This is a genomic window from Ruania halotolerans, from assembly GCF_021049285.1.
Lineage (GTDB): Bacteria > Actinomycetota > Actinomycetes > Actinomycetales > Beutenbergiaceae > Ruania > Ruania halotolerans.
In genome coordinates this window covers 2397115-2411767 of record NZ_CP088017.1, presented here as the reverse complement: position 1 = coordinate 2411767, position 14653 = coordinate 2397115, and the positions used below count along the sequence as shown (strand labels likewise).

Below are 14653 nucleotides of genomic sequence, written 5' to 3'. Positions count from 1 at the left end.
CGCACGCTGCACACCCGCCCGGCCCGCCTCGTTCATCAGCTGCTGAGCAGCACCAGCGCGAGGATGATTGCCAGGAGCGATGCCAGGGGGATGGCCAGGAGCGTGCCGATCAGCGCGAGGCCGCTGATTCGCAGATCGTCTCTCAAATACGGCGCCTGCACCGGGCCACCTGCCGCCACCAGCAGCGCGCGCTGGGCTTTCTCCACCCGGCCCAGGGCGTAGCCCACGACGCCGAGCCGGCCCGAACCCAGCCACCGGTTCACCCTCCCTCGCCGCCCGCCGCCGTAGCCGGCCGGGAGCTGGCTCTCGGTGAACGCATCGAGCACCACCTGCACATCCTCGGCACCCGGCTGGCCGCGCATCTGCTCTTCCACCCGGTCGGCGAGATCGTCCGGGCTGAGGATCTCGGTACTGACCACCGGCCCGGTCGAGCGAGTGGTCAGACGGAACCACCGCCGTCGGCGGATCGCGAAGACCACCACCGGTACGGCCAGCACTACCGGCAGGGCCAGTACCACCACGTGCCCGGCCGTGAGTGTGTCGGCGGTGACGGCATTGACCACGGCGAGCAGCGTGGCCAGGGTGAGGGCCGCCGTCGCCAGCACGAGCATCGCGCCGGTGGGCACCCGCAGGACGCGCCCCACACCGCGGGCGAAGGCACCGATGGAATCCGGAAGTGCACTCACCACCCCATCATCACACCCGTGAGCCCGACGGGCACCTAACCAGGCGATGTGGGGCCGCCTCTCCAACCATGGGACGATAGGCAGAGCCCTGACCACTGACCGACCCGATCGAGGTTGACCCTCCCGTGCCCATCGCGACGCCGGCCGCCGCCACCCAGATCACGCCCAGCGCCACGGCGCCGGAGCTGCTGCGCAACTTCTGCATCATCGCGCACATCGATCACGGCAAGTCCACCCTCGCCGACCGGATGCTCCAGTTGACCGGCGTGGTCACCGATCGTGCCATGCGCGCCCAGTACCTGGACCGGATGGACATCGAACGCGAGCGCGGCATCACGATCAAGTCCCAGGCCGTGCGGATGCCCTGGCAGGTCGAGGATCAGGCCTACGCACTGAACATGATCGACACCCCCGGGCACGTCGACTTCTCCTACGAGGTCTCCCGCTCCCTGGCCGCCTGTGAGGGCGCCATCCTGCTGGTGGACGCCGCGCAGGGCATCGAGGCTCAGACCCTGGCGAACCTGTACCTGGCGTTGGAGAACGATCTCGCGATCATCCCGGTCCTGAACAAGATCGACCTCCCTGCCGCGCAGCCGGAGCGGTTCGCCGATGAGCTGGCCTCCCTGATCGGCGGAGAGCCGGAGGACTGCCTGCGGGTCTCCGGTAAGACGGGGGACGGAGTGACCGAACTCCTGGATCAGATCGTGGCGCAGATCCCCCCGCCGGTGGGGGACCCGGATGCCCCGGCCCGAGCGATGATCTTCGATTCCGTCTACGACACCTATCGCGGTGTGGTCACCTACGTCCGGGTGATCGATGGCCAGCTCTCCCCGCGGGAGAAGATCCTCATGATGAGCACCCGCGCCACCCACGAGCTGCTCGAGATCGGTGCGTCCATCCCCGAGCCGCACCCCACGAAGGGACTGGGCGTGGGAGAGGTGGGGTACCTCATCACCGGTGTGAAGGATGTGCGCCAGTCCAAGGTGGGTGACACGGTCACCAACGCGCACAAGCCGGCCACCGATGCGCTGAGTGGTTACGCGGAGCCGCAGCCGATGGTCTACTCCGGTCTCTACCCGATCGACGGCTCCGACTACCCGGTGCTGCGCGATGCGCTTGACAAGTTCAAGCTCAACGATGCGGCACTCGTGTACGAGCCGGAGACCTCGGTGGCGCTCGGGTTCGGTTTCCGGGTCGGGTACCTGGGCCTGCTGCACGTGGAGATCGTGCGGGAACGCCTGGAGCGTGAGTACAACCTCGACCTCATCTCCACCGCACCCAGCGTGATCTACGACGTCACGATGGAAGACGGCACTGAGCATGTGGTGACCAACCCGAGCGAGTTCCCGGCCGGGAAGATCTCGTCCGTGCGTGAGCCGATCGTGAAGGCCACCATCCTCACTCCGAGTGAGTTCGTGGGTGCGGTGATGGAACTCGCACAGAACCGGCGGGGTTCGATGGAGGGGATGGACTACCTCTCGGAGTCACGCGTGGAGTTGCGTTACACACTGCCCCTGGGAGAGATCATCTTCGACTTCTTCGACCAACTGAAGTCGCGCACCCGCGGGTATGCCTCGTTCGACTACGACGTGGCCGGGGTCCAGGAGGCGAACCTGGTGAAGGTGGACATCCTGTTGCAGGGCGAGCAGGTGGACGCCTTCTCCGCGATCGTGCACCGGGACAAGGCCTACTCCTACGGCGTGATGATGACCGCCAAGCTCAAGGAACTCATTCCCCGGCAGCAGTTCGAGGTCCCCATTCAGGCCGCGGTCGGATCACGGATCATCGCCCGGGAGACAGTGCGCGCCATCCGTAAGGACGTGCTCGCCAAGTGCTACGGCGGTGACATCTCCCGTAAGCGCAAGCTCCTGGAGAAGCAGAAGGAGGGGAAGAAGCGGATGAAGAGCATCGGCCGGGTGGACGTGCCTCAGGAGGCCTTCATCGCCGCACTCTCCTCCGATGGTGCGGGAGGCAAGGAATCCAAGAAATGAGCCCGACGGCGGCCGCTGGGATGGCCGTGGAGGGTTTCCTTCCGCCCTCGGTCGCCGAGGGTGGCGACCAGCGAGATTTCGGTATCTACCTGCACGTGCCGTTCTGCCGGGTGCGGTGCGGGTACTGCGATTTCAACACCTATACCTCCGACGAACTCGGCGAGGGGGCCAGCCGTTCGGACTATGCGGCAACGGCGATCACGGAGATCGAGCTGGCGGCCCAGGCGCTGACTGGGGCGGGTCTGCCCCAGCGCGAGGTGCGGACGGTGTTCGTGGGCGGGGGGACACCGACGCTGCTGGCGCCGGGTGAGTTGGCCTCGATGCTGGAGGCGGTCGAGCGCACCTGGGGTGTGGCACCGGATGCCGAGGTGACCACCGAGGCGAACCCGGACTCGGTGGATGCCCGCGATCTCGCCGCGCTGGCCGAGGCCGGGTTCACCCGGGTCTCGTTCGGCATGCAGTCCGTGGTGCCTGAGGTTCTCGCCACCCTGGATCGGACGCACGATCCGGAGCGGGTACCGCAGGTGGTCCGGTGGGCACGCGCGGCCGGGCTGTCGGTCTCCCTGGACCTGATCTACGGGGCGCCGGGGGAGACCCTGGCGCAGTGGCAGCGGTCCATCGACGCAGTGGTGGCGCTGGAACCGGATCACGTCTCCGCGTATGCCCTGGTGGTGGAGCAGGGGACGAAGATGGCCGCACAGGTGCGCCGTGGTGAGCTGCCGATGCCGGACCCGGACGATGAGGCGGACAAGTACGAGCTCGCTGCCGCCCTCCTGGCCCGGGCCGGCTACGACTGGTACGAGATCTCCAACTTCGCGCGTACACCGTCGGACCGGTGCAGGCACAACATCGCGTACTGGCGCTCCGCCGACTGGTGGGGGATCGGCCCTGGCGCGCACTCGCACGTGGGCGGACATCGCTGGTGGAACGTCAAGCACCCGCGGCCGTACGCGGCCCAGCTCGCCGGTGGCCGGCTCCCTGTGGCGGGCAGTGAGACCCTCAGTCGCGACGATCGTGAGGTGGAGCGGATCCTCCTTGGCGTGCGGCTGGCGGACGGTCTCGAGGTGGGGCGGGAGTTACTCGCCCGGCTTCCTGATCTGGTGGCCGACGGGTTGATCGATGCTCAGGCAGCCGCTGGCGGGCGCGCGGTCCTGACGCTTCGCGGGCGCCTGCTCGCCGATACCGTGGTGCGGCGGCTGACCTGAGCGGCCGACACGCCAGGTGGTGGTCAAACCATGGCCATGGCCCCGAGAGGCGGGGAACCGGTACGGTGTGGTCGCCGTCACCGTGACGGAACCGACGTAGTCAGATCTGGGGAGATATGAGCCAGCAACCACCGGAGCAGGGCCCGCAGGGTCCCGACGATAAGCCGAACAGCGCCCAGCCGGACGGTTCGCCGCAGCAGCCGGGTACCCCGCCGCCGCCGGGACCAGGGCAGCAGGAACCCCCGCAGGCGCCGCCGGCGGCACCCCAGCAGCCGCCGACCTACGGCGCGGCTGGTCAGCCGCCGAGTGCCTACCCGTCGCCGGAGCAGGGTGGCTTCCAGACGCCCCCTCCGCCGGGACCAGGGCAGTCCGGTCAGTACGGACAGCCGGGCCCGGGATACGGCGGCCCTCCGCCGGCACCGGGTGTGAACCCCGGGCAGTACGGTCAGGGCGGCTACGGCGCCGGATCTGCACAGCAGTTCAACTTCGGCGCAGTGCTGGGCTATGCGTGGAAGACGGTGATCCAGAACCCCGTCGTGTGGATCCTCGGGACCGTGCTGGTCGTCATCGTCTCCTTGCTGGTCAGTCTGTTGAACCCGGGTGCTCAGGCCGTGTTCGATGCCGCCAACGGGAGTTTCAATGTCGCCGCCACCCAGTCGTTCACGGCGATGGGGCTGATTGCGGGCATCCTCTCCGCACTCGTCCTCGGATTCGTCCAGGCCGTCGCACAGAACGCCGGCCTGCGGGAGACTGCGGGCAACAAGCCAAGCTTCGGTGACGTCTTCCAGGTCCCGAATATGCAGAACGCGCTCATCTGGGCCGTGATCTGGGGCGTTGGCTCCGGTGTGGTCAACCTGATCCCGGTTCTCGGTCCGCTGGTGGTCCTGGTCGCTTCGATCGCGCTGATCTTCACGATGTCGGCGATTATCGACCGCGGTGTTTCCTGGATGGATGGGCTGAAGACCTCCCTCCAACTCGTCCAGCAGAACGTGGGCCCGACTCTGCTGCTGGTCGTGCTCCTTATCGTCCTCGGCATCGCCACTGTCATCACCTGTGGCCTGGGGGTGTTCCTGACGGCCCCGATGGGCGTCGTGGCGATCACCTACACCTACCGGTCCTTGAGCGGTCAGCCGATCGCACCCAAGGTCTGAGGCTCACTCGCACCAACCGTCGACGGCGGCCCGGGACGTTCCGGGCCGCCGTCGCCGTGTCCGGGCTTGCGCGCGCCCCGGTGCTGACCAGTAGCGTTCGTTCCCATGAGCGATCAACAACCTTGGCAGAATGCCTCCGATCCCAATGAACACCCCACGGGGGAGGGCGCAGACACACCTCAGGAGCAGGCGCCGCCCGCACCGGAGCCCGAGGACTACGGTTCGGCTGAGGCTGGCGCAGGATCGGCGCCGGCCTTCGGCGCGGGATCGACGCAGCCTCCGCCCGCGCCGTACGGCCAGCCGCCGCAATCCGGCCCTGCGCAGCCGCCTCCTCCGTCCGGCCCTGCGCAGCCGCCTCCGCCGTCCGGGCCGGCCCAGCCTCCGCCTTCCGGACCGGCCCAGCCTCCGGCGTCCGGACCGACTCAGCCCCCGCCGTCGGGCGGTGCGCATGGCCAGCCCTCGCAGGGCATTCCGTACGGCCAGTCGCAGCCCGGGGGCTTTGCGCAGCCGCAGCACGGCGGGTACAGCCAACCGCCGCAGGGTGTCCCGTATGGGCAGCCCCAGCAGGGTGGGTACGGTCAGCCGCAGCCGGGACCCTACGGTCAGCCGCAGGGCCAGTACGCACCGATCCCGACTGAACCTCAGGCGACGGACGCATTCAGCTGGGCCTGGGGCGCATTCAAGGCCCACTGGTCCACGTTCGTCCTGGGTCAGTTGGCGTGGGCCGCGATCATCGCGGTGGTCTCGGTGCTGTGGTTCGTCATTCTCGGTGCTATCGGTGTGTTCGGATCGGGAATGCAAGACGAAGCGGCGCTCGTCGCGCTCACCGGAGCGGGCTTCTTCAGCATCTTGCTGTTCATCGTCGTCGTCGTGCTCGTCAGCGTCTTTGCCGCGGCAGGTGTGGCCCATGCTGCGATCAAGGTGGTGCGGGGCGAACAGGTATCGGTCGGAGATTTCTTCAAGATCCCGAACGCCGGTCACGTCCTGCTCACGACCATCCTGATCTCGCTGACGGCGTCCCTGTCGTCCGTCCTCGTCGTGGGACCGCTGGTCGTGATGTTCTTCGCGGTCTACGCCAACTTCTTCCTGATCGACCGCCGCGACAACACCGCTGACGCGATCGGCAACACCATCAAGATGGCGATCGGCAGCGTCGGGCAGACCATCATCCTGATCCTGCTCACCTTCGTGGCGGCGATGGCCGCGAGCATCACCTGCGGAATCGGCTCCCTGGTGACCGTTCCGCTGAGCGTCATGGCCACCGCCTGGATGTACCAGCAGAACCTGGGACGGACCCCCGCATTGCGGTAGTTCCGGTCAGCGTGCTCCGTGGGCCGTTTCGCGGAGCACGCTGAATTCCGTCGGTGTGGGCCGGCCTGGCGCCGGCCGTCGATCAGGGCGCGGTGACGAAGTCCACCAGCTCCTCCACCCGGCCCAGCAGGCTGGGCTCCAGATCCCGGTAGTCGCGCACAGTGCCCAGGATGCGCTTCCAGCCTCGTGCAATATCTGCCTGGTCTCGCGCCGGCCAGCCGAGCGCCGTGAGAGTTCCGACCTTGATGTCGGTGCCCCGGGGCACATGCGGCCACTGCTGCAGACCCAGACGGCCAGGTTTGACGGCCTGCCATACGTCCACATACGGGTGTCCGACCACCAGGACGTTCTCCTCGCCGAAGCGCCGGACGATGTCCGCAGCGACCCGGGACTCCTTACTTCCGGAGACGAGGTGGTCCACCAGAACGCCCACACGCCGCCCCGGCTCCGGTGCGAACTCGGTGAGCCGCTCGTCGAGATTGTCCACGCCGTCGAGCAGTTCCACCACGACGCCCTCGATGCGCAGGTCGTCTCCCCAGACCTTCTCGACCAGTTCGGCGTCGTGCCGTCCCTCCACCCAGATCCGCGAACCCCGGGCCACGCGAGCGCGGGCTCCGGCCACGGCCAGCGAACCGGACGCCGTCCGGGTCCGGCCCTGAGCGGTGACGGCCGGCCGGTGCGGTACCAGGCGTACCGGCTTTCCCTCGACCCAGAAGCCGGCGCCGAGTGGGAAGGTGCGCGAGCGGCCCTTGCGATCTTCGAGGACCACCACCTGCTGGCCACCGCTCTTCTCCACTCTCACCACGGCGCCGACCCACCCCGACTGCACATCCTCGACCACCAGGCCCGGCGCTGCCGGCGTGTCCTGGGTGCGCACCCGGGTGCGTTCGTGAGGGTCGTGGGAGAGCACGTCGGAGCCATATCGATCCTGGGTCACGATGCGAGGGTAGAGGCGGCGGCGCGCAAGGGTCGGCAGCCACGCGGGAGAGCAGCCGAGTCCACCGCGTAGAATTGGCACTCACCGACGTCGAGTGCTGATCCTCAGGGAGGTGATCTGGTGAGTTCGCAGCGACAGTTGCAGGTCTTGCGCGCAATCGTGCAGGACTACGTGCGCAGCCGGGAACCCGTCGGCTCACGCAACCTGGTGGACCGGCACAATCTCAACGTCTCACCCGCCACCATCCGCAACGATATGGCCGCACTCGAGGAGGGCGGTTACATCGCCCAGCCGCACACCTCGGCAGGGCGCATCCCCACGGACAAGGGATACCGCCTGTTCGTGGACCAGATCTCGGTGATCAAACCGCTCTCCGGTGTGGAACGTCGAGCGATCGGTGAGCTGCTCGACGGTGCCGTCGACCTCGATGACGTCCTCGAGCGCACCGTGCGGCTGCTCGCCCAACTCACCCAGCAGGTGGCGGTCGTCCAATACCCCTCACTGCGGCGCTCCGCCCTGCGGCACGTGGAGCTCATCCCCACCGGGCCGAGGCACCTCCTCGTGGTGATCATCACCGCGAATGGCCGGGTGGAACAACGCACTGTGGAATCAGCCACCGATCTCGACGAGACGATGGTGGCCGAGCTTCGCGCCCGAGTGAATGCTGAGGTGGCTGGTCGCAACGCCGCCCGGCTGCGCACCGTGCTCGCCGGCGTGGAAGAGGCGTTCGCACCGGTGGACCAACCACTGGTGTCCGGCGTGCTGGGCACCATCATGGATACGCTCTCCGAAGATGCCGAGGAACGCATCGTGATGGCCGGCACGGCCAACCTGGCCCGCTCCGATGTCGACTTCTCCGGCACCATCGGGCCCGTCCTGGAAGCACTCGAGGAGCATGTCGTGCTCCTGCGGTTGCTCAGTGAGATGGCTGCCGGAGACGCTGAGGCGGCCGTTCGGCGAGACCACCCGCTCGCTGTGCGCATCGGGAGTGAGACTCATCACGAGAACCTGCTGGAGACTTCCATCGTTGCCAGCGGATACGGTGGCGATGGCACCGAATCCGTGGGGCAGCTCGGCATCCTCGGTCCCACCCGGATGGACTACCCCTCCACGATGGCTGCCGTGCGCGCCGTCGCCCGTTACCTCTCCCGCTTCCTCGGCGGCTGAGACCACCGTGACCTCCGAACCAGAAAGCCACACGTGAGCGATTACTACGCGACCCTGGGCGTCTCCCGTGACGCCTCGACCGAGGAGATCAAGCGCGCCTACCGCAAGCTCGCTCGGCAACACCACCCGGACGTTGCCGGCCCGGGCAGCGAAGACAAGTTCAAGGAGATCGCTGCCGCGCACGAGACCCTCTCCAACCCGGAGAAGCGGCAGATGTACGACATGGGTGGCCAGCCCGGGATGGGCGGTGCGGGTGCCGGTTTCGGCTTCTCCGACATCTTCGAGACGTTCTTCCAGGCGGCGGCCGGTGGCGGGGGTTCTCGCGGTCCCGCATCCCGTGCGCGCCGCGGGCAGGACGCGTTATTGCGCATCAGCATCGAGTTGAGCGAGGCCGCCTTCGGCGTGACCAAGGACATCGAGGTGGAGACGGCCGTCCTGTGCACCACGTGCCAGGGGTCGTGCTGCCGCCCCGGCACCAGTCCGACAACCTGCGAGGTGTGTCACGGGCGCGGTTCCGTTCAGCGGATGGCCCGCTCCTTCCTCGGTCAGGTGATGACCACCACCGCCTGCGCCAACTGCTCCGGTTTCGGCTCGATCATCACCGACCCGTGCACCGAGTGTGCCGGGGAGGGGCGTGTGCGCACGCAGCGCACGGTCCGGGTGAATGTCCCGGCCGGCGTCGACGACGGCACCCGGATCAAGCTCACTGGGCAGGGTGAGGTCGGCCCCGCGGGCGGGCCTCCTGGCGATCTCTACGTTGAGGTCCGGGAGAAGCGGCACCCGTTGTTCACCCGCCGCGGGGACGATCTGCATTGCACCACCGAGCTGCCCATGACAGCCGCGGCTCTGGGCACCGTACTCGAGTTGGACACCCTGGACGGTGCCCGTGAGCTGGACATCCGGCCCGGCACCCAGCCGGACGAGGTGGTCACGCTGCGGGGCCTTGGCGTCGGGCACCTCAACGGTGGTGGCCGGGGTGACCTGCACGTGCACGTGCAGGTCAGCGTGCCCACCAAACTGGACGAGGAGCAGGAGCGCTTGTTGCGTGAGCTCGCCGGTCTGCGCAGCGAGGAGCGGCCGGAGGCACGGCTCGCTCCCGCGGGCAATGGCGTGTTCTCCCGCCTGCGAGAGAAGTTCCAGGGGCGGTGAGCCGGCCGGTCTTCCACGCCGGGCCCGGCAGCCTCGACACTGCCCGGGCCGGTGCGCCCGTCACGCTGACCGGTGCCGATGCCCGCCACGCTGCGACAGTTCGCCGGGTGCGGGTGGGCGAGGTGATCGACCTCATCGACGGCGCAGGCCTGCGCGTGACCGGGACCGTGACGGACGTTGCCGGGGGCACCGACGCCGCAGTGACCCTGACCGCCGAGACCCTCACGCAGGAGGTGCGCGCTACGCCGGAGTTGGTGCTTGTGCAGGCGCTCGCCAAGGGCGGGCGGGATGAGCTCGCCGTGGAGGCAGGGACCGAGGTCGGGCTGGACCGTGTGGTGCCATGGCAGGCTGAACGGTCGGTCTCGCAATGGCGAGGTGAGAAGGCCCGCAAAGGCGTGGCGCGCTGGCAGCAGGTGGCCCTCGCTGCTGCGAAACAGTCCCGCCGTGCCCAGGTCCCAGCCGTCTCGGACCTCGTGGTTGGCGCGCAGTTGCGGGAGCAGGCGGCAGCCGCGGTGGAGGCAGGAAATCCGGTGCTCGTGTTGCATGAGGAAGCCTCCGTCCCGATCGGCGAGGCACCCATCACGGCCACGGCTGAGCAGGTGCTCGTGGTGGTCGGTCCCGAAGGCGGCCTCACCGAGAGCGAGGTCAAGGCCTTGACCACGGCCGGCGCACACGCGGTCCGACTCGGCCCGCACGTCCTGCGTACCTCAACCGCTGGCCCTATCGCGCTTGCGCTGCTCGCCCAGCAGCTCGGTCGCTGGGGTTGAGACCAGCGTGGATATCGACTCGGCGCACCACGGGCTCCCTCGGTAGGATTGCGTTGTCCACACCACCCACGAGGGGAAGATTCGGGCCACCGGCCCCGCCCATGACAAGTTCCAGTACTCCCGCCGACGACGCCGTCCGGCACCAGGTGACCATTCCTGAGCACGTCCCCATGGTGGCCTTGCTCGGGCAACGCGATGAGGTACTTCGCGCGATCGAGACCGGGTTCCCTGCCGTGGACGTTCATGTGCGCGGCAATGTCGTGACGTTGACCGGGCGGCCCGGTGAGGTTGCGCTCGCTGAACGACTCGTGGACGAACTCAGTGAGATCGCCTCCTCGACCACGCCGCTGACTGCCGACGCCGTCGAGCGTGCGATCAAGATCCTCACCGACAGCACCTCGGAGCGCCCCGCACAGGTGCTCACCATGAACATCCTGTCCAACCGGGGCAAGACGATCCGCCCCAAGACTCTCGGGCAGAAGGAGTACGTGGAGGCGATTGACCGCAACACCCTCGTCTTCGGGATCGGGCCGGCCGGGACGGGCAAGACCTACCTGGCCATGGCCAAGGCCGTGCAGGCCCTGCAGGCCAAGCAGGTCAACCGGATCGTGCTCACCCGCCCGGCAGTGGAGGCGGGGGAGCGGCTCGGGTTCCTGCCGGGTTCGCTGAACGACAAGATCGATCCGTATCTGCGCCCGCTCTATGACGCACTGCATGACATGGTCGACCCGGAGTCGATCCCGCGTCTGATGGCTGCAGGCACGATCGAGGTGGCACCGCTGGCGTACATGCGCGGGCGTACTCTCAACGATGCGTTCATCATCCTCGATGAGGCGCAGAACACCTCGGCCGAGCAGATGAAGATGTTCCTGACCCGGCTCGGCTTCGGGTCCAGGATCGTGGTGACTGGCGATGTCACGCAGGTCGACCTGCCGGGCAGCGCGGATTCTGGTCTGCGGGTAGTGCAGGACATCCTGACCGATCTCGACGACGTCGCTTTCTGCCGGCTCACCAGCGCAGATGTGGTGCGGCACCGTCTCGTTGCCGACATCATCGATGCCTACTCCCGGTTCGAGACCCATCGGCCCACCGGGGTCACGCGCGCTGAGCACGGGGGCCACGGTGTACGCGGCACCCGAAGCGCGCGCGGCAACCAGGACGGCCATCGATGAGTGGGGTGCCGGAACGGCCGGATCAGGAAGGCCACTCATGAGCGTGGAGATCACCAACGAGTCCGGGCACCGCCTGGACGAGGCCGAGTTCGCTGCGCTCGCCCGCCACGTACTCGATGCGATGCATGTGCACCCGCAGGCTGAACTGGAGATCCGGTTCGCCGACGCCGAGGTGATGTCGCAGCTGCACGTGCGCTGGATGGATGAGGAGGGGCCCACCGATGTGCTCTCCTTCCCGATGGACGAGTTGCGCCCCGGCTTGGAGGGAGAACCGAGCGAGGAGGGCATGCTCGGGTCGATCGTTGTATGCCCAGACGTGGCCCAGGATCAGGCCCGGGCGGCTGGTCACTCCGCCGAAGAGGAGATGCTGCTGCTCACCACGCATGGCATCTTGCATCTGCTCGGGTTCGATCACGCCGAGCCGGAAGAGGAGAAGGAAATGTTCGGTCTGCAACGCCAACTCCTCCTGACCTTCCTGGCTGCTCGATGAGCCCCCGCGATGTGGCGAGCAACGGCGGCTCCCGTGAGCACCGTGCCGGATTCATCTGCGTGGTGGGGCGCCCGAACGCCGGTAAGTCCACGCTGACGAATGCGCTGGTGGGACAGAAAGTCGCCATCACCTCCGGCCGCCCACAGACCACCCGGCATGCGATCCGCGGCATCGTGCACCGCGATGATGCGCAGCTGATCCTGGTGGACACGCCGGGTGTTCACCGGCCTCGTACCTTGCTCGGGGAACGGCTGAACGAGCTCGTGATCGGCACGCTTGCTGAGGTGGACGCGATCGCTTTCTGCCTTCCCGCCGATCAGTTGGTCGGCCCAGGTGACCGCTATATCGCGGCCCGACTCGCGGAGGCCCGAACCCCGGTGGTGGCCGTGGCCACCAAATCCGACGCCGTAGGCCGCCCGCGGCTGACGGAGCACCTGATGAAGGTGGCCGAGTTGGGCGAGTGGGCTGACATCATCCCGGTGGCCGCCACCACCGGCTATCAGCTCGACGAACTCGTCGAGGTACTGCGCGGCCACATGCCCGAATCGCCGCCGCTCTACCCGGACGGTGAACTCACCGATGAACCCGAGCACGTGATGGTGGCCGAATTGGTGCGCGAGGCTGCGCTGGAGGGCGTGCGTGAGGAGCTGCCCCACTCACTCGCGGTGGTGGTGGAGGAGATCGTGCCTCGTGAGCGGCCCGCGAAGGACGGCCGGGACATGCTCGATGTGCATGTGAACCTGTTCGTGGAACGCGATTCGCAGAAGGCCATCGTGATCGGCAGTAAGGGGGCCAGGTTGCGCGATGTCGGCACCCGCGCGCGGCACGGGATCGAAGCACTGCTCGGCGCCGCGGTCTACCTGGACCTGCATGTCAAAGTGGCCAAGGACTGGCAGCGCGACCCCAAGCACCTGCAGCGCCTCGGGTTCTGATGCGGCGATCATCGCCGGCGCTGATGTGGTACTCCCCGGGCGCGTGAGTGTGCGGCGGTGCCGTGCGGGCCGGATAATGTGAAGCGGTGAAGTACCGAAAACTCGTGGTGACGCTCGTCATCGTCATCGCCTTCGGGATGATCGGATCCCTCTCCGGCCCGCGCTGGACGCCGCAGCCGCTTGAGCAGACGATCGTCCCCGCGACTTCGGATGTCGCGATCGGGTCGGAGGTGATGACCGACCCGGTCGGCACGTACGAGATCGAGCAGGATGTCTTCGAGATCGAACTCGGTGGCGCCCACGTACTCGCCACTCTCACCGCTCCGGTGGGCGCGCCCGGCGAGCGACCAGGTGTGCTCTTCATGCACGGGGCCGGTACCGGTGCACACACGAACTTCGCGGATCAGGCGGTGGCCTTGGCCAGCGCCGGGGTATACGTGCTGGTGCCGGAGAAGCGACTGGACACGTACACCACCGCAAGCCGGGATTATCCCGCGATGGCGCAGGACTACCTGGTCTCGTGGGCCGTGCTGCGTGATTGGCCGGGGGTGAACCCGGACATGGTGGGCGTCTACGGCGAGAGTGAAGGCGCATGGATCGCACCGATCGCCGCCGCTGAGGAACCTGCGGTGGGTTTCGTGATCCTCGTCTCCGCTCCCGTGGTGCCGCCTCGTGAACAGATGGCCTTCGCCGCGGATTCGTACCTGCGCAACGTGGGCGTGCCGGAGGCGCTGTTGCGCGCGATCCCCCGGGGGGTGGGCGCTCACCCACCCGGAGGCGGTTTCGAGTATGCGGACTTCGACGCCGGACCGTGGCAGCGTCAGCTCACCCAGCCAGTGCTGATGATCTACGGCACCGATGACGCGTCGATGCCGATCGTGCAAGGGCCGTTGGCGGTCATTGATGACATGGCCGCGGCCGGCAACGCGGATTACACGGTCCGCTACTTCGAGGGTGCCAACCACGGTGTCCGCGTCAACGGTGAGCTGGCCGAGGGATTCCTGGACGTGCTCGCGCGATGGACACTCGGCCTGCCGGTCACGGCCGACGCCGAACCACGGATCGCCGGGGACCAACCAGAGCAGCGATTCCGGGCAGCGCCCCTGGACCATCCGCATTGGTATGCCGATGGCGACATGTTGGTCTGGACACTACTGGGTGCGTTCGTCCTTCTTCTGGTAGCACCTGCCGTCTGGGCGGTGGGCCGCGGGGTGGCTCGCCTGCGCGGGCAACGTCCGCACACCTTCCCGCCCCCATTGGCCCGATTCACGGCCGCCACCATGATGAGCGCAGTGGCGATCATGGTGGTCTTCGTTGCCTACGTCGCCTACGTGGCATCCCTCGCACTGAACTACCGCACTGATGATCTGGTGGTGCATGGGGGGTGGGTTGCTCTGCACGCGCTCGGCATCCTTGCCGTGGCTGTCGGGGTCCGTTCGGTGGATGCTGCAGCGAACGCGCGGCGCACACTCGGCCGCACGGCTTTCAGCGCCGGCCACGCGGTGATCTGGTGGAGTGCCCACCTGGGTGCGACCTCGCTCCTGGTGATCGCCGCCTATTGGGGGGTGTTCCCGACCCTGTTCTGACCACCGTAGGATCAAGCGGAACTCGGGCCGGGTGCCTGGGGAAGAGAGGATGTGGCGAACCGGTGCAGGTGGCGTGGGGAGTCGGGACCGACGCGGGTGGTCGGCGTGC

Annotated in this window: 13 protein-coding genes; 11 read left to right on the top strand and 2 right to left on the bottom strand. The window is 67.8% G+C overall.

All coding sequences use genetic code 11. From position 1 onward, the window contains the following. Positions 1–35: 35 nt before the first annotated feature. The gene (locus tag LQF10_RS10670; RefSeq protein ID WP_231063832.1) at positions 36–686 is read right to left on the bottom strand and encodes a hypothetical protein; all 651 of its coding nucleotides are present in this window, start codon (positions 684–686) and stop codon (positions 36–38) included. Between the two features lie 125 nt (positions 687–811). Here LQF10_RS10670 and lepA point away from each other — a divergent pair, with 125 nt between their 5' ends. From lepA to LQF10_RS10650, 4 genes are all read left to right on the top strand, one after another. After that, on the top strand, positions 812–2677 hold the full coding sequence (lepA, locus tag LQF10_RS10665; protein WP_290371078.1) for a translation elongation factor 4: 1866 nt from the start codon (positions 812–814) through the stop codon (positions 2675–2677). Next, positions 2674–3882 (top strand): radical SAM family heme chaperone HemW, encoded by a 1209-nt coding sequence (gene hemW / locus LQF10_RS10660; RefSeq protein WP_231063831.1) that lies wholly within the window; start codon positions 2674–2676, stop codon positions 3880–3882. The genes lepA and hemW overlap by 4 nt, the downstream gene beginning before the upstream one ends. Positions 3883–3998: 116 nt before the next feature. After that, on the top strand, positions 3999–5033 hold the full coding sequence (locus tag LQF10_RS10655; RefSeq protein WP_231063830.1) for a hypothetical protein: 1035 nt from the start codon (positions 3999–4001) through the stop codon (positions 5031–5033). Positions 5034–5138: 105 nt separating this feature from the next. Next, entirely contained in the window at positions 5139–6344 is a 1206-nt protein-coding gene (locus LQF10_RS10650; protein ID WP_231063829.1) for a hypothetical protein, read from the top strand. Positions 6345–6426: 82 nt separating this feature from the next. Here the strand turns inward: LQF10_RS10650 and LQF10_RS10645 are convergent, their stop codons facing one another. After that, positions 6427–7281, bottom strand: coding sequence for a DUF3097 domain-containing protein (locus tag LQF10_RS10645; RefSeq protein ID WP_231063828.1), 855 nt, complete (start codon positions 7279–7281; stop codon positions 6427–6429). Between the two features lie 120 nt (positions 7282–7401). Between LQF10_RS10645 and hrcA the strand changes: the two genes are divergently transcribed. From hrcA to LQF10_RS10610, 7 genes are all read left to right on the top strand, one after another. Further along, on the top strand, positions 7402–8448 hold the full coding sequence (gene hrcA, locus LQF10_RS10640; protein ID WP_231063827.1) for a heat-inducible transcriptional repressor HrcA: 1047 nt from the start codon (positions 7402–7404) through the stop codon (positions 8446–8448). 33 nt (positions 8449–8481) lie between these two features. Further along, a complete protein-coding gene (gene dnaJ / locus LQF10_RS10635; protein ID WP_231063826.1) occupies positions 8482–9597 on the top strand; it encodes a molecular chaperone DnaJ in 1116 nt (371 codons plus the stop codon). Beyond that, positions 9594–10364 (top strand): 16S rRNA (uracil(1498)-N(3))-methyltransferase, encoded by a 771-nt coding sequence (locus tag LQF10_RS10630; protein ID WP_231063825.1) that lies wholly within the window; start codon positions 9594–9596, stop codon positions 10362–10364. Before dnaJ ends, LQF10_RS10630 begins: the two co-directional genes overlap by 4 nt. Positions 10365–10465: 101 nt before the next feature. Continuing rightward, complete coding sequence (locus tag LQF10_RS10625; protein WP_231063824.1) at positions 10466–11536, top strand: PhoH family protein; 1071 nt, start codon at positions 10466–10468, stop codon at positions 11534–11536. A gap of 37 nt (positions 11537–11573) precedes the next feature. Further along, the gene (gene ybeY, locus LQF10_RS10620; RefSeq protein WP_231063823.1) at positions 11574–12026 is read left to right on the top strand and encodes an rRNA maturation RNase YbeY; all 453 of its coding nucleotides are present in this window, start codon (positions 11574–11576) and stop codon (positions 12024–12026) included. Further along, positions 12023–12958, top strand: a complete 936-nt coding sequence (gene era, locus LQF10_RS10615) for a GTPase Era (RefSeq protein WP_231063822.1) — start codon at positions 12023–12025, stop codon at positions 12956–12958. Before ybeY ends, era begins: the two co-directional genes overlap by 4 nt. A gap of 86 nt (positions 12959–13044) precedes the next feature. After that, a complete protein-coding gene (locus tag LQF10_RS10610) occupies positions 13045–14544 on the top strand; it encodes an alpha/beta hydrolase family protein (RefSeq protein ID WP_231063821.1) in 1500 nt (499 codons plus the stop codon). Positions 14545–14653 lie beyond the last annotated feature (109 nt).